Source organism: Arthrobacter silviterrae (genome assembly GCF_011045165.1).
Lineage (GTDB): Bacteria > Actinomycetota > Actinomycetes > Actinomycetales > Micrococcaceae > Specibacter > Specibacter silviterrae.
Genome location: NZ_JAAKZI010000041.1, coordinates 1 through 19,416, shown reverse-complemented (window position 1 = coordinate 19,416; position 19,416 = coordinate 1). Strand labels below are relative to the sequence as shown.

Annotated in this window: 17 protein-coding genes; 12 read left to right on the top strand and 5 right to left on the bottom strand. The window is 68.7% G+C overall.

The window, feature by feature from the left end; translation table 11 throughout:
* The first annotated feature begins 82 nt into the window (after positions 1 to 82).
* The 10 genes from G6N77_RS17365 (at position 83) to G6N77_RS17320 (ending at position 10,146) form a co-directional block, all read left to right on the top strand.
* Complete coding sequence (locus tag G6N77_RS17365) at positions 83 to 3,214, top strand: glycoside hydrolase family 2 TIM barrel-domain containing protein (protein ID WP_165183429.1); 3,132 nt, start codon at positions 83 to 85, stop codon at positions 3,212 to 3,214.
* A 126-nt stretch (positions 3,215 to 3,340) separates the two neighbouring features.
* Positions 3,341 to 4,147, top strand: coding sequence for a phosphatase PAP2 family protein (locus G6N77_RS17360; RefSeq protein ID WP_240902382.1), 807 nt, complete (start codon positions 3,341 to 3,343; stop codon positions 4,145 to 4,147).
* 13 nt (positions 4,148 to 4,160) lie between these two features.
* A complete protein-coding gene (locus G6N77_RS17355; RefSeq protein ID WP_165183428.1) occupies positions 4,161 to 4,892 on the top strand; it encodes a VTT domain-containing protein in 732 nt (243 codons plus the stop codon).
* Complete coding sequence (locus tag G6N77_RS17350) at positions 4,879 to 5,550, top strand: response regulator transcription factor (RefSeq protein WP_165183427.1); 672 nt, start codon at positions 4,879 to 4,881, stop codon at positions 5,548 to 5,550. The genes G6N77_RS17355 and G6N77_RS17350 overlap by 14 nt, the downstream gene beginning before the upstream one ends.
* Positions 5,547 to 6,521 carry a sensor histidine kinase gene (locus G6N77_RS17345; protein ID WP_165183426.1) on the top strand — a complete coding sequence of 325 codons (975 nt, stop codon included), beginning with the start codon at positions 5,547 to 5,549 and terminating at the stop codon, positions 6,519 to 6,521. Before G6N77_RS17350 ends, G6N77_RS17345 begins: the two co-directional genes overlap by 4 nt.
* A gap of 163 nt (positions 6,522 to 6,684) precedes the next feature.
* Positions 6,685 to 7,947 (top strand): APC family permease, encoded by a 1,263-nt coding sequence (locus G6N77_RS17340; protein WP_165183425.1) that lies wholly within the window; start codon positions 6,685 to 6,687, stop codon positions 7,945 to 7,947.
* A 62-nt stretch (positions 7,948 to 8,009) separates the two neighbouring features.
* Complete coding sequence (locus G6N77_RS17335; protein WP_165183424.1) at positions 8,010 to 8,342, top strand: ArsR/SmtB family transcription factor; 333 nt, start codon at positions 8,010 to 8,012, stop codon at positions 8,340 to 8,342.
* Positions 8,339 to 9,313 (top strand): TIGR03086 family metal-binding protein, encoded by a 975-nt coding sequence (locus tag G6N77_RS17330; protein WP_165183423.1) that lies wholly within the window; start codon positions 8,339 to 8,341, stop codon positions 9,311 to 9,313. The genes G6N77_RS17335 and G6N77_RS17330 overlap by 4 nt, the downstream gene beginning before the upstream one ends.
* Positions 9,314 to 9,351: 38 nt before the next feature.
* Positions 9,352 to 9,786: an SRPBCC family protein gene (locus G6N77_RS17325; protein WP_165183422.1), complete on the top strand. Its 435-nt coding sequence runs from the start codon at positions 9,352 to 9,354 to the stop codon at positions 9,784 to 9,786.
* A gap of 30 nt (positions 9,787 to 9,816) precedes the next feature.
* A complete protein-coding gene (locus G6N77_RS17320; RefSeq protein WP_165183421.1) occupies positions 9,817 to 10,146 on the top strand; it encodes a YciI family protein in 330 nt (109 codons plus the stop codon).
* A 187-nt stretch (positions 10,147 to 10,333) separates the two neighbouring features.
* Here the strand turns inward: G6N77_RS17320 and tsaD are convergent, their stop codons facing one another.
* From tsaD to alr, 5 genes are read right to left on the bottom strand one after another with little or no spacing between them, the layout of a single operon-like run.
* Positions 10,334 to 11,425: a tRNA (adenosine(37)-N6)-threonylcarbamoyltransferase complex transferase subunit TsaD gene (gene tsaD, locus G6N77_RS17315; RefSeq protein WP_165183420.1), complete on the bottom strand. Its 1,092-nt coding sequence runs from the start codon at positions 11,423 to 11,425 to the stop codon at positions 10,334 to 10,336.
* Positions 11,422 to 11,898: a ribosomal protein S18-alanine N-acetyltransferase gene (rimI, locus tag G6N77_RS17310; RefSeq protein ID WP_165183419.1), complete on the bottom strand. Its 477-nt coding sequence runs from the start codon at positions 11,896 to 11,898 to the stop codon at positions 11,422 to 11,424. Before rimI ends, tsaD begins: the two co-directional genes overlap by 4 nt.
* 44 nt (positions 11,899 to 11,942) lie before the next feature.
* Positions 11,943 to 12,680 (bottom strand): tRNA (adenosine(37)-N6)-threonylcarbamoyltransferase complex dimerization subunit type 1 TsaB, encoded by a 738-nt coding sequence (gene tsaB, locus G6N77_RS17305; RefSeq protein ID WP_165183418.1) that lies wholly within the window; start codon positions 12,678 to 12,680, stop codon positions 11,943 to 11,945.
* Between the two features lie 9 nt (positions 12,681 to 12,689).
* Positions 12,690 to 13,256 carry a tRNA (adenosine(37)-N6)-threonylcarbamoyltransferase complex ATPase subunit type 1 TsaE gene (gene tsaE, locus G6N77_RS17300; protein ID WP_165183417.1) on the bottom strand — a complete coding sequence of 189 codons (567 nt, stop codon included), beginning with the start codon at positions 13,254 to 13,256 and terminating at the stop codon, positions 12,690 to 12,692.
* On the bottom strand, positions 13,256 to 14,455 hold the full coding sequence (gene alr, locus G6N77_RS17295) for an alanine racemase (protein ID WP_165183416.1): 1,200 nt from the start codon (positions 14,453 to 14,455) through the stop codon (positions 13,256 to 13,258). Before alr ends, tsaE begins: the two co-directional genes overlap by 1 nt.
* A gap of 147 nt (positions 14,456 to 14,602) precedes the next feature.
* Here alr and mshA point away from each other — a divergent pair, with 147 nt between their 5' ends.
* Together mshA and G6N77_RS17285 are read left to right on the top strand one after the other, a co-directional pair.
* Positions 14,603 to 15,892 carry a D-inositol-3-phosphate glycosyltransferase gene (gene mshA / locus G6N77_RS17290; RefSeq protein WP_165183415.1) on the top strand — a complete coding sequence of 430 codons (1,290 nt, stop codon included), beginning with the start codon at positions 14,603 to 14,605 and terminating at the stop codon, positions 15,890 to 15,892.
* Between the two features lie 233 nt (positions 15,893 to 16,125).
* The gene (locus G6N77_RS17285; RefSeq protein WP_420867319.1) at positions 16,126 to 19,284 is read left to right on the top strand and encodes a S8 family serine peptidase; all 3,159 of its coding nucleotides are present in this window, start codon (positions 16,126 to 16,128) and stop codon (positions 19,282 to 19,284) included.
* Positions 19,285 to 19,416 lie beyond the last annotated feature (132 nt).

The following is a 19,416-nucleotide window of genomic DNA, read 5'->3' as shown; positions in this document are numbered from 1 at the left end:
CGGGCGGTAAAAACCGAGTACTCACTCGAATTTTGTGATAGCTTCGTGTCCAATCCACCGGGACCAGAAAAGGACCAGCCACGTGAATACACCGTCCACAACACTCCCCGCAGGCGCCTACGTCACCGACCGCGGCCCCGGCTCCGGGCGCCGCGTCCCGGCACGGTCCTGGCTCCACAGCGATGCGCCCACCCAGTCACTGAACGGTGACTGGCGCTTCCGCCTGCTCCCCGGAGTGCCCGGAACGCCCGGCGGCCCCGCCCTGCCCGGCGGTGAACAGCCGGAGGGCGTTGCCGCCGAAGCCTTCGACGATTCCGGCTGGGACACCATCACCGTCCCGTCCCACTGGGTGCTGGCCGGAGACGTCCAGACTCCGGGCGGGCCCGACTACGGCCGGCCCAGCTACACCAATGTGCAGTACCCGTTCCCGATTGAGCCTCCCCACGTGCCTGATGCAAACCCCACGGGGGACTACCGCCGCCGCTTTGACGTCCCCGCCGCCTGGCTGGAAGGCACGACGGCGGCAGTGGTGCTGCGCTTCGACGGCGTCGAATCCCGCTACAAGGTGTGGGTCAACGGGACGGAAATCGGTGTGGGGACCGGCAGCCGCCTCGCCCAGGAATTCGACGTCACGCCCGCCCTGCGCGCCGGGTCCAATGTGATTGTGGTGCGCGTGCACCAATGGTCGGCGTCGAGCTACCTGGAGGACCAGGACCAGTGGTGGCTGCCGGGCATCTTCCGCGACGTAACACTGCAGGCCCGCCCGGCCGGCGGCATCGCCGATGCCTGGCTGCGCACGGGCTGGGCGGCAGGCACAGGCACCGGTGCATCAGGCACCGGTGCAGCAGGCACCGGCACCATCGACCCGGAAATCACCGCCCCGGCAGACGCCTTCCCGGTGACGCTCGAGGTGCCCGAGCTGGGAGTGGCGGTCCGCTGGGACTCCCCGTCCGACGTCGTGCCCCTTTCGGTTGAAAACGTGGAACCCTGGTCCGCCGAGGTCCCCCGGCTCTACGCGGCCACCGTCTCCAGCGCCGCGGAAACCATTTCGCTCCGACTGGGCTTCCGCACCGTGGAAATTTCCGGTGACCGCTTCCTGGTCAACGGCCGCCGCGTGGTGTTCCACGGCGTCAACCGGCACGAAGCCCATCCCGACCGGGGGCGCGTTTTTGACGAGGCAGACGCCCGGGCGGACATGGCCCTGATGAAGCAGTTCAACGTCAACGCCATCCGCACCAGCCACTACCCGCCGCACCCCCGCGTGCTGGACCTGGCCGACGAACTTGGCTTCTGGGTCATCCTCGAATGCGATCTGGAGACCCACGGCTTCGAGGCCCGGGGCTGGGTGGACAACCCCAGCGACGACCCCCGCTGGCGGGAAGCCCTGCTCGACCGGATCGAGCGCACCGTGGAGCGGGACAAGAACCACGCCTCCATCGTCATGTGGTCGCTCGGCAACGAATCGGGCACCGGCGCCAACCTTGCCGCCATGGCAGCCTGGGTCCACGCCCGGGACAAGGAACGGCCCGTCCACTACGAAGGCGACTACACGGGCGCCTACACCGACGTTTACTCACGCATGTACTCCTCCATTCCGGAAACTGACTCCATCGGCCGCGACGATTCCCACGCGCTCCTGCTGGGCTGTTCCGCCGCGGAATCCGCCCGCCAGCGCAGCAAGCCCTTCATCCTGTGCGAATACGTCCACGCCATGGGCAACGGCCCCGGCGCCATCGACCAGTACGAAGACCTCGTGGACAAATACCCGCGCCTGCACGGCGGCTTCGTCTGGGAATGGCGCGACCACGGCATCCGCACCCGAAACGCGGACGGCACCGAGTTCTTTGCCTATGGCGGCGACTTTGGCGAAGTGGTCCACGATTCCAACTTCGTCATGGACGGCATGATCCTCTCCGACTCCACACCCACGCCCGGCCTGTTTGAATTCAAGCAGCTGGTCTCCCCGATCCGCCTCACCCTGGCCAAGAACGACGGCGGCACACCTGTCCTGTCCGTGGCCAACCTGCGGCACACCGCCGACACGTCCGACGTGGTGCTGCGCTGGCGGGTGGAGCACGACGGCGAGCCGGCCGCCTCAGGCGGGCTGGACGCCGTCGCACCCGGGGGCGGGCCCATGGCAGCCGGCGCCTCCGCCGAGTTCACGCTCCCGCCCGTGGTGCCGGCAGAACACGGCGAGACGTGGCTGACGGTGGAGGCCGTGCTGCGCGAGGCCACGGCCTGGGCGCCGGCGGGCCACGCCCTGGCCGCCGTCCAGCTTGACTGCTCGGCCCCGCGCATCCCGGCACGAACGCCGCGCCCGGCCGCCGCGACCGGGTCCGCCGCCGGCCCCCTGACACTGGGTCCGGCCGTGTTCGACGCCGGCCGCCTGGTTTCGCTGGCTGGCCTGCCTGTGTCCGGTCTCCGGCTGGAACTGTGGCGCGCGCCGACCGACAACGACAAGGGCGCCGGCTTCGGCTCCTATGACCTGGACGATCCCTGGCTCAACAGCGGGAGGGGGGTCCCGGCGCCGTCGTCCGCCAGCACGTGGCTGGCCGCGGGCCTTGACCGGCTCACCGGCCGGGTGGAGGAGTCGTCAGCGACGGACGGCGGGCTGTGTGTGCGCACGCGCTACGCGGCCGCGAACAGCGGCGCCACCGTGGCCGTGGAGGAAAACTGGCAGCTGGCGGGCGGGGAGCTGTGGCTGCGCATCGACATCACCCCGAGCACCGGCTGGGGCACCGTGTGGCCGCGCATCGGCGTGCGCCTGGACCTGCCCACCTCCGTGGACGGCGCCTCCTGGTTTGGCGCTGGCCCGCGGGAATCCTACCCGGACAGCATGCACTCGGCAGTGGTGGGGCGGCACACGGAAACGCTGGATGGGCTGACCTTCCCGTATGCCAGGCCGCAGGAAAGCGGGCACCGCAGCGGACTGCGCTCCCTGGAACTCACCCGGGACGGCGCGCCGTGGCTGCGCGTTGACGCCGAGCCGGATGCTGCCGGCAGGCGCCCCGGCTTCACGCTGGCGCGGCACACCGCCCAGGAGGTGGCCGCCGCCGGGCACCCCCACGAGCTTCCCGAGCCGCACCACAGCCACCTGTACCTGGACGCCGCGCAGCACGGTTTGGGCTCGCGGGCGTGCGGGCCGGACGTGTGGCCGGACTTTGCCCTGCGGCCCGGGGCCCGGACACTGGTGCTGAAAATCACAGCGGCCTAAGCCTTCCGCGGCCCCCTTTCCAGGGGGCCGCGGGGCAAATCTTAGTGAATTCTTAGACCGTGTGCTGGACAGTGGAACAAAGGCCTCCCGGCCGCTTCCCTGTCCGTCCACGAATCGGAGACTTCATTGTCACGCAAAGATCCAGATACCCAGCCAAGCCGCCAGCACCGCGCAGGTGGCCCGGCCCGGGCCGCCACAGCAACGGACCGGGGCCTTGCCACGCGACTGGCGGAACTCCCGCAGCCGCGGCTCTGGGGATTGTGGGTGGTGCTGCTGTCGGCGGCCGTGCTGACGCTGGGCTTCGTTGCCAAGGACCTGCCCGGCTTCACCACCAATGAATTCACGGTGGACCAGGAGCTGAGCCGGAACCACGACGGCTTCCTGACCGCCGTGGCAATGTTGATCAACTCCGTGTTTTCCCCGGCCGGCGGGGTGGTCATCATCGCCCTGACGTGCGTGTTCCTGCTGGTGGTGCGGAAATCCCCCGTGAACGCCGTGGCGTTTGGCGCCGTGTCGGCTGCGGGCTGGCTGTCCAGCCAATTCTTCAAGGCCATCGTGGAACGCCAGCGCCCCAACCCGGCCCTGCTTTTTGACCCCCTGGCCCCCGAAACGGGCTCCAACAGCTTCCCCAGCGGCCACGTGGCCCTGGCCGTGGGGCTCGCCTGGGCAGTGTTCTTCTTGGCCCGGAACACCCGCTGGGCCCGCCTCGCCGCCGTGCTGGGCATCCTGGTGCCCGTGGTGGTGGCCTGCTCGCGTGTTTACGTTGGCGTGCACTACCCCAGCGATGTCATCGCCTCATTCCTGGCCGCAACGGCCGCCGTCGTGCTGGTGGCTGCAGTGTGGAACCGGTACCAGGGGAGCATCCTGCCCCGCATCCCCCTGCTGGGCCGCTTTGGTCCCGTAGCCCCCGCTGCCGACTCCGTCCACTCCTAAGGAAGGCCACACCATGCACCTGCTAGCCACCGCGCTCCCCGCAGTCCACGCCGCCCTTCTCCCAGCCGGCCTGACCTCCGTCCTGGACCCTGCGGCCCTGCTCCAGGGGCTGGGGCCGGCCACGCTGGCCGTTGTCGCCGCCATTGTCTTCATCGAATCCGGCGTACTGTTCCCCTTCCTGCCCGGCGATTCGCTGCTCTTCACGGCGGGGCTGCTGCACCAGCAGTTGAACCTGGCGCTGCCCGTCCTGATCGGCGTGGTGGCCCTCGCGGCCATCGCCGGCGACCAGGTGGGGTACCTGCTGGGCCGCAAATTTGGCCGGCGCTGGTTCAAGGACGACGCGCGGGTCCTGAAGACCAAGTATCTGGCGGAAACCGAGGCGTTCTTCGCCAAGCACGGCGGCATGGCCATCGTCCTGGCCCGCTTTGTCCCCGTGGTGCGCACCTACGCCCCCCTGGTGGCCGGGACTGCCAACTACAACCACAAGAAGTTCACGCTCTGGAACATTGCCGGAGCCGTTGCGTGGGCAGGCTCCGTGGTGCTGCTGGGCACCTGGCTGGGCCACTTCGACATCATTGCCAAAAACATTGACGTGATCGCCGTCCTGATGGTCCTGGTGTCCATCCTGCCGGGCATCATCGGCGTGCTGCGCTCACGCCGTGCCGCCCGGCTCGCACCGGCCGCGGATGCTGGTGACGCATCCGGCGTGGCTGCAGGCGACAATGGAGTGCATGCACACAAATGAGCTTCCGCGGCTGCTGCTGGTGGAGGATGACCCCGTCCTGGGCCCGTTGATTGCCGAGCTCCTCTCCGGGGACTATGACGTGCAGGTGGCCGCCGACGGGCAAAAGGGGCTGCACCTTGGCCTGACCGGGGACTGGGACGTGCTGGTCATTGACCGCGGGCTGCCCGCCATGGACGGGCTGGAGCTGGTGGCAGCCCTGCGCCGGCACGGCATTGCCACCCCGGCTCTCATCCTCACGGCCCTGGGCACCACGGGGGAAAAGATTGAAGGGCTCGACGCCGGCGCCAACGACTACATGACCAAGCCGTTCGACGCCGGCGAACTGCGGGCCAGGCTGCGGGCCATCACGCGGACCTTTGACTCCGCTCCCGCACAGCTTGACGTTGGCGCGTGGGTCCTGGACCCGGCCAACAGGTCCCTGCGTTCGCGCTACGGGGAGCATGTGGGGCTGACCGCGAAGGAAACAGAACTGCTGGCCATGCTGGCAGGCGAACCGGAACGCGTCTTCACCCGGCCCGAACTGGTGGCGGCGCTGTTCCACCCGGACGACTCGCCCGGCGTCATTGACACCTATGTGCACTACCTGCGGCGCAAGGTGTCCAAGTCCGTGATCCGCACAGTGCACGGCATCGGCTACCAGATCGGGGACGGAGCATGAAAACACCCCACGCGGACACCCCGCAACTGCGCCGCGCCGCGCTGACCGTGGGCCTGCGCATTGCCGTGGCAGTGGCCCTGATGGTCATTGCCGTCATCATTGCCGCCTCCATCTACATGCTGTACCTCTCCCACCACCCCGACCTTTCTGCGCACGACCCCAAGTCCGCACGCGTTTATGTGGAATCCAACGACATGCTCAAGGCCATGGCCGTTGCCGGCGTCGCGGGGATTCTCGCGGCCGGGGCCATCGGCTGGTTGAGCGCCCGCAGCGCCATCCGCCCCCTGGGCAGGGCCCTGGAGGTGCAGCGCCGCTTCATCCAGGACGCCAGCCACGAACTCCGCACGCCGCTGACCATCCTTGACGCCCGCGTCCAGCTGGCCGAACACAAGGTGGAGCCGGGCACGGATGCCGCCCGCCTGCTGGCCCAGGTCCGCCAGGACACGGCGGCACTGTCCTCCACGGTGCAGGAACTGCTGCTGGCGGCCACCGGCGGCTCCGATGCGGCCGGCGCGGAACCCGTGGACGTCAACGCGCTGGTGGCTGCCGTGGCCGCCAGCCTGCAGGACCTTGCCAGCTCCCGCCAGGTCCGCCTCGACATCCAGGCCGGGGTTGTTGCGCCGGTCCGCATCCAGCCCAACAGCCTGCGGCGTGCCGTGCTGGGACTCGTGGACAATGCACTTAACCACACGCCCGGCGGCGGTTCCATCACCGTCACCACGGCCGCCCGCGGCCGCGACGTGGCCATCACGGTTGCCGACACCGGCCACGGCATCTCCGGCATCGACCAGGCCCGGGTGTTCGACCGCTTCGCCCACAGCAGTGAACCTGCCGCTGGCGGACGCCGCAGCTACGGGCTGGGACTGGCCCTTGTCCGGGAAATCGCGGCGGCGGCTGGCGGCAGCATCGAAATCGCCGCCACTGGCCCGGCCGGCACCACCATGGTCCTGTCACTGCCCGCCGCCCGCTAGGCGTCACTTTACGCCGGGGCCAAACTCGAGCCGGGTTTGGCCCCCGGTGTCCTTGGGGCACAACTGGAGCTGAGTTTTGCCCCAGCGGATGGCTACAGTTGTTCACCTGAAGCGGCTAGTCTCACTGGGAGTCCACCAGCCCTCCGGCGAAAGGCCGCCATTCATGAACAACACCCCGCCGCTGGCCCGGCGCCTGGGAACGGTTGACGCCGTGGTCATTGGGCTGGGTTCCATGATCGGCGCCGGCGTGTTTGCGACCTTTACGCCTGCCGCCCAGGCCGCCGGCTCCGGCCTGCTCATCGGGCTGGCGGTGGCGGGTCTGGTGGCGTACTGCAATGCCACGTCCTCCGCCCAGCTGGCCGCCGCCTACCCGACGTCGGGAGGCAGCTACGTCTACGGCCGCGAGCTCCTGGGCCCGTGGCCCGGGTTTATTGCCGGCTGGGGGTTCGTCATCGGCAAAAGTGCCAGCAGTGCGGCCATGGCCATGACGTTTGCTGCCTACGCAGCGCCTCCGGGCTGGGAGCGCCCCGTGGCGATTGCCGCCGTCGTGCTTCTCGTGGCCGTGAACTACCGCGGCGTGACACGCACGGCAGGCCTGGCCAGGATTATTGTTGCGGCAGTGCTCATCGCCCTGGCCGTGGCCGTGGCGGCCGTGTGGGCCGGCGGCGGGACGGACGGAACAGCCTCGATGTGGGGCGGCGGCGGCGTGCTGGCGCAGGGCTGGTACGGGATCCTGCAGTCGGCCGGGCTGCTGTTTTTCGCGTTTGCCGGCTATGCCCGGATTGCCACCCTGGGCGAGGAGGTCAGGGACCCGCGGCGGACCATCCCGCGGGCCATTCTCGTGGCGCTGGGCATCGCGGCGCTCGTGTACGCCTGCGTCGGCGTCAGCGTGCTTGCCGCCCTGGGGCCCGACGGCGTTGCCTCCTCCCCCGACCCACTCGCCGCCGCCGTGGCTGGATGGGGGTGGGCCGCCCCGGTGGTCCGGGCCGGCGCCGCACTGGCCTCCCTCGGCGCCCTGCTGGCCCTCGTGGCGGGGCTGGGCCGGACCACGCTGGCCATGGCCCGGGAGGGCGACCTCCCCCGCTGGCTTGCCGCCGTGCATCCCAGGTTCCAGGTGCCGCACCATGCTGAGCTGGCCGTGGGAGCCGTGATTTGCATGGTCATTGCCGTGGCCGACCTGCGCGGGGCCATCGGCTTCTCCTCCTTCGGGGTGTTGGCCTACTACCTGGTGGCCAACTTGTCAGCGTTCACCCAAACGGGCCCGGACCGCCGCTACCCGCGGTTCCTGCAAGTGGCGGGCGCCGCGGCCTGTGTGGTGCTCGTGGCGACATTGCCACTGGAGTCCGTGCTGGCGGGCCTGGCGATGTTTGCCCTCGGCATCGGCTACCGTGCCGTCCGGCTGCGGCGAAACCGGCCGAAGCTGTGAGCTTGCCGTGAATCCCGCCCCGGGGATGGTCAAAAGCGTTAGCAACGACTAACGTATTCCATGTGCCCGACCTTCTCGAAACCGCAGCTGAACCCACCAGGCGACGCCTGTTGCAGCTGCTGGGGCGGGGAGAGCTGGGCGTCAGTGAGCTGGCAGAACACTTTCCGGTCAGCCGGTCCGCGATCTCCCAGCACCTGCTGCTGCTGGCCGACGTCGGGCTGGTCACGGCACGGAAGGAAGGCCGCCGCCGGTACTACAGCCTGGACACCCGGGGGATGGCGAGGCTGCGTGAATCCCTCGAATCCTTTTGGACCAACGAGCTCGACCTCCTGGTGGCAGACGCCGCCCGGCTCCAAATCCCACATGACCCGCACCTCCAAGGAGAAACCCCATGACCATTGACAAATCCGTCTTCCTCCCCGTCGATCCGGACACCGCGTTTTCCCTGATCACCGAGCCTGAACGCCTGCGGCGCTGGCAGACGGTCGCCGCCCGCGTGGACCTGCGGGTGGGCGGGGACTACCGCTGGACCATCACGCCCGGGCACTCCGCGGCCGGCACGTTCACGGAGGTCGAGCCCGGCCGCCGCGTCGTGTTCACCTGGGGCTGGGAAGGTTCCGCCCCCGCAGCCGACGCCTCCACCGTGACCATCACCCTGGTTCCGGGCGACGGCGGCACCACCGTCCGCCTGGTCCACGAGGGCCTCACTCCCGAGGAAGCCGTGGGCCACACGGAGGGTTGGGTCCACTACCTGGGCCGCCTGGAGGCACTCGCCACCACGGGCGACGCCGGCGCCGACGACTGGGCCGCCGCCCCGGACCCCATCAACGAGCTCATCAGTGCCGAGGCAACCCTGGCCGTGGCCCAGCGCGTCCTGGCAGGCCTCACCGCGGCGGACATGGACCTGCCCACGCCGTGCGCCGAATTCACGGTGGCAGCCCTGGTGGAGCACCTGATCGGCTCGGTCTCCGGAATTGGCAAGGCACTGGGCGCCACCCTGGCGGACGACGCCGGTGCCTCCCCTGAGGTCCGGCTCGCCAATGCGGCGGCCCCCACCCTCGAGGCATTCAACGCGCGCGGCCTGTACGGCACCGTGGACATGGGCTTTGCGGTGCTGCCGGCGGCCACGGTGGCGAACATCCTGAACCTGGAGTTCCTGGTCCACGCCTGGGACTTTGCCACCGCCACGGGCCGCACCCTGGAAGCCTCCCCCATGCTCGCCGACTACGTGCTGAGCCTGGCCCGGAACACCATCGCGCCCAGCATGCGCGGCAAGAGCTTCGCCGAGGCAACCCTCGTGGAGGAGTCCGCTGAAAGCCTGGACCGCCTGGTGGCCTTTACCGGCCGCCAGGTCTCCAACGCCTGATACGCCCAACACAGAACACACCGAAAAAGGCAGCCACCGTGGTCAACGTTCACACCGACATCCTCATCGATGCCCCCTGCGCCATTGTTGCGGAGTACGCGGCCAATCCGGACAACGCGCCGGCCTGGTACCAAAACATCGCCTCGGCAACCTGGCTCACCCCGCACCCCCTGGCCGTTGGCAGCAAGCTGGCCTTTACGGCGCACTTTCTGGGCCGCGCACTTGACTACACGTATGAATTCACGGACTACATCCCGGGCGAAAGGCTTGTCATGCGCACCAGCCAGGGCCCATTTCCGATGAAGACAACGTATACGTGGACCAGCGAAGGAAACGCCACCCGAATGGAATTGCGCAATGAGGGGAAGCCTTCGGGGTTCGGCGTCCTTGCCGGCGCCCCGATGGCAGCCATGATGCGCCGGGCCATGCGCAAGGACCTCGCGAAACTCAAGACCATCCTCGAATCCACCTAGCACCCACCCCAAGTAAAGAAGGCAAACGCCATGAGCAAGTTCATTTACATCTACAACGGCCCCGCCACCCCCATGGACCAGTTCACCGAGGAGCAGTCGGCGGCCGAAATGGCCAAGTGGGGCGCCTGGATGGGCAAGGTCGGATCGGCCATGCTCGACGGCGGCGCCCCCTTTGGTGCCCGCGCGTCCCTCGTGGACAACGGCACCAGCGGCGAGCCGTCCCTGCTGCAGGGCTACACCATTGTCGAGGCCGCCGACCTGGACGCCGCCAAGGCCCTGGCCGAGGGCCACCCTTTCCTGTCCGAAGGCAACGGCCGCTTCAGCCTGGAAATCTTCGAACTCGTCGACATGGCCATGTAGGACCGGGCACAGACTCCCTCCGCCCCGCCACCCGGCCGAACGGGCATTTGACGTGGATGTTTTCCGAAAACATCCACGTCAAATGCCCGTTCGCGCGTTGGGGCGGGGACCGTTCGCGCGTTGGGGCGGGGACTGTTCGCGCGTTGGGGCGGGGACTGTTCGCGCGTTGGGGCGGGGACTGTTCGCGCTAGAGGCTGATGCTGCTGACGGGCAGTGAGGAGTCAGGTGCGAAGGCGAGGTCGCTGGGGGCCACGCCGCTCATGACAAGCTGGGCGCCCAGGGCGGCCACCATGGCGCCGTTGTCGGTGCACAGCGAGAACTTTGGCACCAGCAAGGTGATGCCCGCTGCGGCACAACGCAGCTGCGCAAGTTCACGCAGGCGAGAATTGGCCGCCACCCCGCCGCCCAGCAGCACAGTGGTGATGCCATTTTCACGGCAGGCCAGCACCGCCTTGGCCGTGATGACGTCCATCACGGCCTCCTGGAACGACGCCGCCACGTCCGCCACGGGGACCTCCTCGCCCCGCGCCTCATACCCTTCCACGCAGCGGGCCACGGCGGTCTTCAGGCCGGAGAAGGAGAAGTCGTAGCGGTGCGGGCCCGGCTGCTCCGCGGTGCCCATGTACTTGGGGACAGTGAGCCCGCGCGGGAAGCGGATGGCCTTGGCGTTTCCGCTCCGGGCCAGCTTGTCGATGGCCGGCCCGCCCGGGTAGGCCAGCCCCAACAGCCGGGCCACCTTGTCAAAGGCCTCCCCGGCGGCATCGTCAATCGTGGCTCCCAGCAGCTCCACGTCGGAGGCAATGGAGCGCACCCGCAGGATCTCGGTATGGCCGCCGGAGACCAAAAGTGCGCCGAGGTTCGAGGGCAGGGCACCGGCGTCGTGCATGGCGGCGATGGACTCATCCAGCAGCCCCACCCCCACGTGCGCCACCAGGTGGTTGATGGCGTACAGCGGCTTGCCGGTGGCCAGCGCCAGCGCCTTGGCGGCGCTGACCCCCACCATGAGGGCGCCGGCCAGGCCGGGGCCGGTCGTGACGGCGATGGCGTCGACATCCTGCAGCGACACACTGGCGTCGGCGAGCGCCTGTTGCAAAGTGGGCACAAAGGCGTCCAGGTGGGCCCGGGAGGCGATCTCCGGAATGACGCCGCCGAAGCGGATGTGTTCCTCCATGGAGGAGGACACCGTGTTGGCCAGCAGCTCTGTGCCGCGCACCAGCCCCACGCCTGTCTCGTCGCAGGAGGACTCGATGCCCAGGATCAGCGGGTTTTCGTGGTTCATGAAGGGTCCTTCGCATCGGTGCTTGCTGCGGGATCCGGCAGGGTCAGGCGCATGATGAGCCCGTCCGAGCCGTCCCGGTAGTACCGGCGGCGCGTGTGGATGTGTTCAAAGCCGTACCTCCTGTAGAGCCTTTGCGCGCGGGGGTTGTTGGCGCTCACCTCCAGCAGCATGTCGCGGGCGCCACGCCGGGCGGCCTCGCCAATCAGCAGGGCCATCATGGCCCGGGCAATGCCCCGCCCCTCATAGTCGGGCAGCACTCCGATGGTCTGGATATCGCCTGTGGGCGGAACGCACATGAGCCCGGCGTAGCCCACGGTTTTCATGCGTCCGACGCCGTCCGGCACCTCCGCGACGATGTACCGCCGGGTTTCGGGCCGGGACAACTCGTCCTCGAACATGTGCCGGGGCCAGCAGTCCACCCCAAAGAGCCGCGCGTCCAGCTCCGTGATGAAGTCAATGTCCGCCGGGACCATGTCGCGCAGTGTGGCCGGTGGTCCGGCTGCGCGGCCCGCCGCACTCACAACGCCCGCTTCCGCGGCCCGGGCACCTTGGCGTCGGATTCGCGCAGGTACAGCGGTGAGGAGTCCAGGAAGCCGGCGTCCTGCAGCGACCCAGCGGTGGAAATCCGGTGCACAACGGCCTTGCCCAGGTGCAGGGCCGTTGGCTGGGCCTGGGCGAAGGCGGGTTCCACCCGGCACCCGCCAGCTTCCAACACGTCGGCGTACAGCCCCGCCCCTGCGCCAAAGACCTGTCCCCCGGAAATTTCCGACGCAGGCCCCACGTGCGGGCCCTCCAACAGCTCGGCCCCGGCGCTGTACCTGGCCCAATACACTTCCTTGCGGCGGGCGTCAGTGGCGACCACAAAGGCACTCGTGGCCAGGGGCCCCACAGCCCGGCCGGCGTCGTTGTGGCGGGGCGAGTCAAAAACCTGCTGGGCCAGGGCGTCCAGGCTCATCAGGCCGAACAGCGGCACGCCCCAGGTGAAGCTGAGCGTGCGCGCCATGGCGATCCCTGAACGCAGGCCGGTGAAGGGGCCGGGGCCGGTGCCCACCACGATGGCGTCCAGCGCAGGGCCCTCCGTGACGGGGTCGCCAAACAGGGACTTCACCCCCGGGGCCAGCACTTCGGCATGGCTGCGGGTGTCGGCGGTGGCAAAGTTGCCCACCACCTGCAGGGTCCGCACGGGATCCGAGGGTTCGAAGTCCAGCACGGCGGCACTGGCCACGGCGGAGGTGTCAAGGGTCAAAATTCGCACGTGTCCAGCCTAGTCCGTAGTTTTTGCCGGCTGGCCGAGCACCGAAAAGTCGGCGCCGTCCCAACGCGGCCCGATGGCCCGCAGGCGCAGGACCCGCGGTTCGTCGTCGGATTCGTCGTCGGCCCAGTCCTCGGACCAGGCTGCGCCGGAGGCTGGCGCAGCGCCGGAACCCACGGTGCGCAGGAGTGTTATTTCCAGGCGGTTCGCCGCAAGGTGTTCCACCCTGTCGGCGCCCCACTCAACCACGGTGACGGAGGTGTCCATGGTGTTTTCCAGGTCGATGTCGTCAATTTCGGCGGCAGACCCCAGCCTGTAGGCATCCACATGGACCAGGTCCGGTCCGCCCGGGTTCGGGCCCCCGGGCAGGTTCGGGTGGATGCGCACCAGCACGAAGGTGGGCGAAATGATGCCCGGACGCACTCCCAAACTCCGGCCCAGGCCCTGCGTGAACGTGGTTTTCCCCGCGCCCAGCCCGCCCGTGAGGATGATCAGGTCGCCGGCACGGAGCATCCCGGCCAGCCGCTCGGCGAGCTGCTGCGTCTGCTCCGCCGTGGCAGTGGTGAACTCCCACTCCATCAGGCGCCTTCCGGCAGGTCGATGTACGTGCGCGGAACCCGCTGGCTGATGCGGGTGACCACCTCATAGTTGATGGTCCCCGCAGCTTCCGCCCACTGCTCGACCAGGGGGCCGCCGTCGTCTCCGTTGCCAAACAGGACGGCGGCGGCACCCAGCGCGGACCCCGGAACCTCGGCGTCGGCAAAACCGTCGCGGCCGCGGGGGCCGAAGTCAATGACCATCTGGTCCATGGCAATCCGGCCCACCACGGGGTAGGTGGTGCCATTGACGCGCACGGGCCCGCCGGTGGCAACGCGGGGCACCCCGTCGGCATAACCCAGGGGGATCAGGCCAAGGGTGGTGGGCGCATCGGCAACATAGTGCAGGCCGTAGGAGACGCCCTGCCCGGCCGGCACGTCCTTGCACAAGGCAACCCGGGTCTGCAGCGTCATGGCGGGGCGCAGGCCCAGTGCGGCTGAAGTCTGGTCGTCGAAGGGGCTCAGGCCATAGATCCCCAGGCCCACCCGCACCATGTCAAAGTGCGAGTCCGGGCGGGACAGCGTGGCCGGGGTGTTGGCGATGTGGCGCAACTGGAGGTCAGCGCCGGCGTCCTCGGCAATGGCCACGGCCTGCCGGAAGCATTCCAGCTGCTGGTCGGTTTCCGGCCGGTGGGGCTCATCCGCCACGGCCAGGTGGCTGAACACGCCCACCACGCGCAGCAGTCCGTCATCCTGGAAGGCAATGGCGCGGGACACCAGGTCGTCCCAGTCCGCCATGGAACTGCCGTTGCGGCCCAGGCCGGTGTCAATCTTGAGGTGGATTCGCGCCGGCCGCTCCAGTTCGCGGGCGGCGGCGACAATGTGCTCGAGCTCCCAGCCGGAACAGCCCAGGTCGATACCCTGCGCGATCGCGGCGCCAAAGTCCGTTGACGGCGTGTGCAGCCAGGCCAGGACCGGGCCGTCCAGCCCGGCCCCGCGCAGCTGCAGGGCCTCGCTGACGTGGGCCGTGCCGAGCCAGTCGGCCCCGGCAGCCAGGGCGGTGCGGGCCACGGGCAGCATGCCGTGGCCGTAGGCGTCCGCCTTGACCACGGCCATGAACTTCGCCGGCGCCACCATGGACCGCAGGCAGCGGACGTTGTGGAAAATGGCGGGGAGATCGATGATGGCTTGCCGTTCCGGGGCGAAATCGCGGGCCGGTTGCCGGTCTTGGGTGGAGTTCACGTGTTCATTTTAGGCCTTCCCGCGCGGCCGCCGTGCCCGGAAGGCATGAAAGGCGCGGGCGGCAAGTGGTGGCGGCAAGTGGTGGTCGCTTCAAAGCGGTGGAAAGATAGGAGAGTTATATCCACTGCACCGCAAAAGAGGCAATCCGTGCACCAGGTCCGCCGCGTTGCCATGCTCTCACTCCACACCTCGCCGCTGGACCAGCCCGGCGGGGGCGACGCCGGGGGCATGAACGTTTACGTCCACCACCTGGCCCTGGAGCTGGCAGCGGCCGGGATCCTGGTGGACATCTACACCCGCCGCACGGCGGCAGGCCAGCCGGACACGGTGGAGCTGGCACCGTCCGTCCACGTCCACCACATCACCGCCGGCCCGTTCGGCAAGGTGTCCAAGGAGGACCTGCCCGAACTGGTCACGGAAATGGCCGACGCCGTTGCGGACCACGTTGCCTCCCTCACCTCCGGCTCCTCCCGAACCGCCGGCGTCCCGTTCACGGCGGGGATCCCCGCCAACGTGGTCCACTCGCACTACTGGCTCTCCGGAATGGCGGGGATCCTGGTGGCGAAACGGCTGGACCTTCCCTTGGTGCACACCATGCACACCATGGCCCGGGTGAAGAACAAGCACCTGCTGCCCGGCCAAACCGCCGAGCCGGGCATCCGCGAGGACGGCGAACAGCACATTGTGGCCGCCGCAACCCGGCTCATCGCCAACACCACCTCCGAGGCGGCCGAGCTCGAAGGCCATTACGACGGCTGTGAGCAGCGCATCGATGTGGTCTCCCCGGGCGTGGACCTGAAGGTGTTCAAGCCGGCGTTCCGCGACAGGTCGCGGCAGGAACAGGGCATTGGTGCCGAGGAATTCCATGTCGTTTTTGCCGGCCGGCTGCAACGGCTCAAGGGCCCGCATGTGTTGGTGAAGGCCGCGGCCGTCCTCCGCCGGGAGCGTCCCGACATTCCGCTGCGCCTGACGTTCCTGGGCGCACGCAGCGGCAGGGACAATTACGATCTGGCCGCCATGCTCGACGACGCCGGCCTGACGGGTGCCGCCGTCGTCCTTCCCCCCGTGGGACCGGCGGAACTGGCCGGCTGGTACAGAAGCGCCGATGTCGTGGCGGTGCCCTCAGCCAGCGAGTCCTTCGGCCTCGTGGCACTGGAGGCGCAGGCCTGCGGCACGCCGGTCATCGCCACCAACGTGGGCGGGCTGCCCCGCGCTGTCAGCGACGGGCGGACCGGCCTGCTGGTGGACGGGCGGACGGCCGCACTGTGGGCTGAGGCCATCGCCTCGCTGCACGACTTCCCGCAAACCCGTGCCGACATGGGCCGTGCCGCCTCGGTGCATGCGGAGGGCTTCGGTTGGGAAAACACCGCGGCGCAAACCATGGCCAGCTATGACCTGGCCCTGACGTACCAATACACGGCCCCTCCGGGCTGCTGACGGCGCGGGCATAAGCCCCGCCGGCCGGGGCCCCGTGTTTTAGGGCACTGGCGCAAAAACGTTTCTGTGCCCTTTGTCACAAATGTCAAACGACCCGGTAGGGTATGTCAGATGGCTGCCTCGGCAGGGAAAGTGCACCCAACCATCACTCTGGGTTTCCCTCCGGCCAGCCTTTGTTGCACCCTCCAGGCAACGAAGCCGGGGGGAGTTTTCGTTGAAAGGTTCACGGCACCATGAATCAAATGGGGAGAACACTGTTTCGAAGCCCGGGGATGCGGAGGGCTGTCGCACTGTGCGCCGGCCTGCCACTGCTCCTGGGCACCATGGGGGCACTGCCGGCCTCGGCCAGCCCGGGCCAGGCGGCCGCGCCCACCAGCACCCAAAAGGACATCAATCCGCTGGACTACCAGGCAGGGCGCTACATTGTGGTCCTGACTGAGCAGCCCGCTGCCATGTACGACGGCGGCACGGCCGGCCTGGCGCCCACCAAGCCGAAGCCGGGGCACAAGCTCGACGCCAACAGGCCGGAGGTGAAGAAATACCAGGCACACCTGCAAAACAAGCAGGCGGCCGTCGCCAAGACGGAAAATGTCACGGTCAAGCGCACGTTCACGGCCGCCATCAACGGCTTCTCCGCCGAACTCTCGGCTGAACAGGCCCTGGGTCTCGCCAAGGACCCCAACGTCCTGGCCGTGGCGCCCGACACGGAAAACGCGCCCGACTACTCCAGCACCGACTTCCTGGGCCTCAGCGGCCAGAACGGCAGCTGGAACACGGCATTCGGCGGACAGGACCAGGCCGGGAAGGGCGTTGTCGTGGGCGTCATCGACACCGGCTACACGCCGTCGAGCCCGTTCTTCGCAGGCGAGGCCGTCAAGCCACTGACGGGTGCCCCGCAAGTCGGCGTCCCCTACCGGACCGGGGACGGCAAGATCGCCATGCTCAAGGCCAATGGCGAGACCTTTACCGGCGAATGCCAAAAGGGCGTGGGCACGGGAGCCGCGTTTGACGGCACCGCGTGCAACTCCAAGGTGCTCAGCGCCCACTACTTTGCCGACGACTTCCTGAAGTACGTGCCGCCGGCCAACCGCGCCCCGCAGGAGGTCATTTCCCCCGTGGACGTGGCCAGCCACGGCACGCACACGGCCAGCACGGCCGCCGGCAATGCCAACATCAGCGCCTCCATCGGCGGCCGCAACATGGGAATCACCGGCGGCGTGGCCCCGGCCGCCAAGCTCTCCATTTACAAGGTCTGCTGGGAAGACAACGACCCCAACACGGGCGGATGCTACTCTTCCGCGTCCGTTGCGGCCGTCAACCAGGCCATCCTGGACGGTGTGGACGTGCTGAACTACTCCATCTCCGGCAGCACCTCCACCACCACTGACCCGGTGTCGCTGGCCTTCCTGTCCGCGACCTCCGCCGGCATCTTTGTGGCCGCTTCGGCAGGCAACTCCGGCCCCACGGCCGGCACCGTCAACCACGGCGCCCCCTGGGTGACCACGGTGGCCGCCACCTCCTTCTCCTCCGAGCTGCAGGGCACGGCGGAATTCTCCGACGGCACCAAGTTCCGCGGCGCCAGCATGATGGCGCACGGCGTGGCCCCCAGCCACGTGGTCCTGGCGGCAACGGCTGCCGCGGCGGGCGCTGCCACCCCTGAACTGTGCGGCCCCAATTCACTGGATGCCGCCAAGGTCGCAGGCAAGGTGGTGGTGTGCGACCGCGGCGTGTTTGACCGTGTCGCCAAGAGCGCCGAGGTCAAGCGTGCCGGCGGCGTGGGCATGATCCTCGCCAACGTCACGTCCTCCTCCGAGGACGTGGACCTGCATTCAGTGCCCACGGTCCACGTCAACCCGCCGGCAACGCAGCTCATCAAGGACAAGGTCACGGCGAACCCGGACATCCTGGTTTCCCTGGTGGACAGGGACACCACGGGCCTCCCCGTGGACCCGCAGCCCCAGGTTGCCGGTTTCTCCTCCCGCGGGCCGCTGGGTGCCACGGGTTCGGACCTGTTCAAGCCCGACGTCGCCGCCCCCGGCGTGGCCGTGCTGGCCGGCGTGTCGCCCATCGCTTCTGGCGGCGACCAGTTCGGCATGATGTCCGGAACGTCCATGGCATCCCCGCATGTGGCCGGCTTTGCCGCGCTTCTCATGGCGAAGAACCCGGGCTGGTCACCGGCCGTGGTCAAGTCCGCCATGATGACGACGGCGGGCGCCGTGGTCAATGCCGACGGCAGCAGGAACACCGATGTGTTTGCCACCGGTGCCGGCCAGGCCGCCGTCGCCAAGGCCCTGAACCCAGGGTTTGTCTTTGATGCCGGAGACGTCGATTACCTCAAGTTCATCCAGGGCACCGGAATCGACTTGGGCATCCCCGGGCTTGGCAGCACCGCGCCCCGGGACATGAACCTGCCGTCCTTTGCCGTGGGCAGCCTGGCCGGGAAGGTCACCGTAACCCGCACGGTCACGGCTCTCACACCCGGGATGTACAAGGCCACCGCCAATGTTCCCGGCGTCGATGTCAAGGTGGTGCCGTCCTCGCTGAACTTTGCCAAGGCCGGCCAGCAGCGCGAATTCAAGGTCACCTTTGAAAACGTGAACGCGGCCCTCGGCGAGTTTGCCATGGGCGGCATTTCCTGGCAGGGGCCGGGCACCACCGTGACCTCACCCGTTGCCGTCCGGCCGCTGCCTGCCCTGGTGGCCCCGGAACTCGCCTTCACGTCGGGGTCCGGCACCGGCAGCGCCAAGATCCCGGTGGTCTCGGGCAGCAACTCGCCCGTGGCATTGACCCTGGACGGCCTGTCCAAGGCCGACTCCACGGCCATTGAGCTGGTTCCCGGCCCACTGGTCACCGTGCCGAACAAGTCCAACTTCCTGAAGGAAGTGAAGGTTCCTGCGGGCACCACGCTGGCCAAGTTCCAGGTGCTGTCTTCGGATCCGACGGCGGACTACGACATGGTGGTGTTCAACCCGGCCGGAAGCTACTACGACGTCCGTACGGGTTCCTCCAGCGAGTCGCTTTCACTGCGCAACCCGCAGCCGGGAACGTACACCATCCTGGCCAACCTGTACTCCAGCACGGGCGGGGCGCCTGTCAAGGCAACCGTTGACGCCGCTGTGCTGGGCGGCAGCGTGGGCAACGCCTCGGTGTCGCCGAACCCGTTGCAGCTGGCCAATGGCAAGCCGGGCGATGTGACGCTTAGTTGGACGGGCCTCGCCCCGGGTTCCTACCTGGGCCGGGTTTCCTTCGGCGACACGGGAACCCAGACGTTTGTCTCCGTGATCATCACCGACGGCGGCGCCGCCGTCGTTCCTGAGAACGGCAAGACAGGCGGGGCGGACAAACCGGGCAAGCCCAAGGGCGCAGCCCCGGGCGCAGGCCTGCGCCTCTAGTCAGCTAATCCCAACTCGGCCGCGGTAGCTGCCGTTTTGAGGTAGGGGGGTGGCTGTTGCCATTCGCTCCCGGTGCGCCGGCGGCGAATGGCAGCAGCCACCCCCTTGTCCGTTTCGAATGCGGCCTAGACG

Bases quoted from the DNA above. Each gene is read 5' to 3' on its own strand.
- G6N77_RS17350 (WP_165183427.1), top strand. From the start codon at position 4,879: ATGCACACAAATGAGCTTCCGCGGCTGCTGCTGGTGGAGGATGACCCC.
- G6N77_RS17285 (WP_420867319.1), top strand. From the start codon at position 16,126: ATGAATCAAATGGGGAGAACACTGTTTCGAAGCCCGGGGATGCGGAGG.
- tsaD (WP_165183420.1), bottom strand. From the start codon at position 11,425: ATGAACCACGAAAACCCGCTGATCCTGGGCATCGAGTCCTCCTGCGAC.
- G6N77_RS17320 (WP_165183421.1), top strand. From the start codon at position 9,817: ATGAGCAAGTTCATTTACATCTACAACGGCCCCGCCACCCCCATGGAC.
- G6N77_RS17345 (WP_165183426.1), top strand. From the start codon at position 5,547: ATGAAAACACCCCACGCGGACACCCCGCAACTGCGCCGCGCCGCGCTG.
- G6N77_RS17340 (WP_165183425.1), top strand. From the start codon at position 6,685: ATGAACAACACCCCGCCGCTGGCCCGGCGCCTGGGAACGGTTGACGCC.
- tsaE (WP_165183417.1), bottom strand. From the start codon at position 13,256: ATGGAGTGGGAGTTCACCACTGCCACGGCGGAGCAGACGCAGCAGCTC.
- G6N77_RS17355 (WP_165183428.1), top strand. From the start codon at position 4,161: ATGCACCTGCTAGCCACCGCGCTCCCCGCAGTCCACGCCGCCCTTCTC.
- rimI (WP_165183419.1), bottom strand. From the start codon at position 11,898: ATGGTCCCGGCGGACATTGACTTCATCACGGAGCTGGACGCGCGGCTC.
- G6N77_RS17330 (WP_165183423.1), top strand. From the start codon at position 8,339: ATGACCATTGACAAATCCGTCTTCCTCCCCGTCGATCCGGACACCGCG.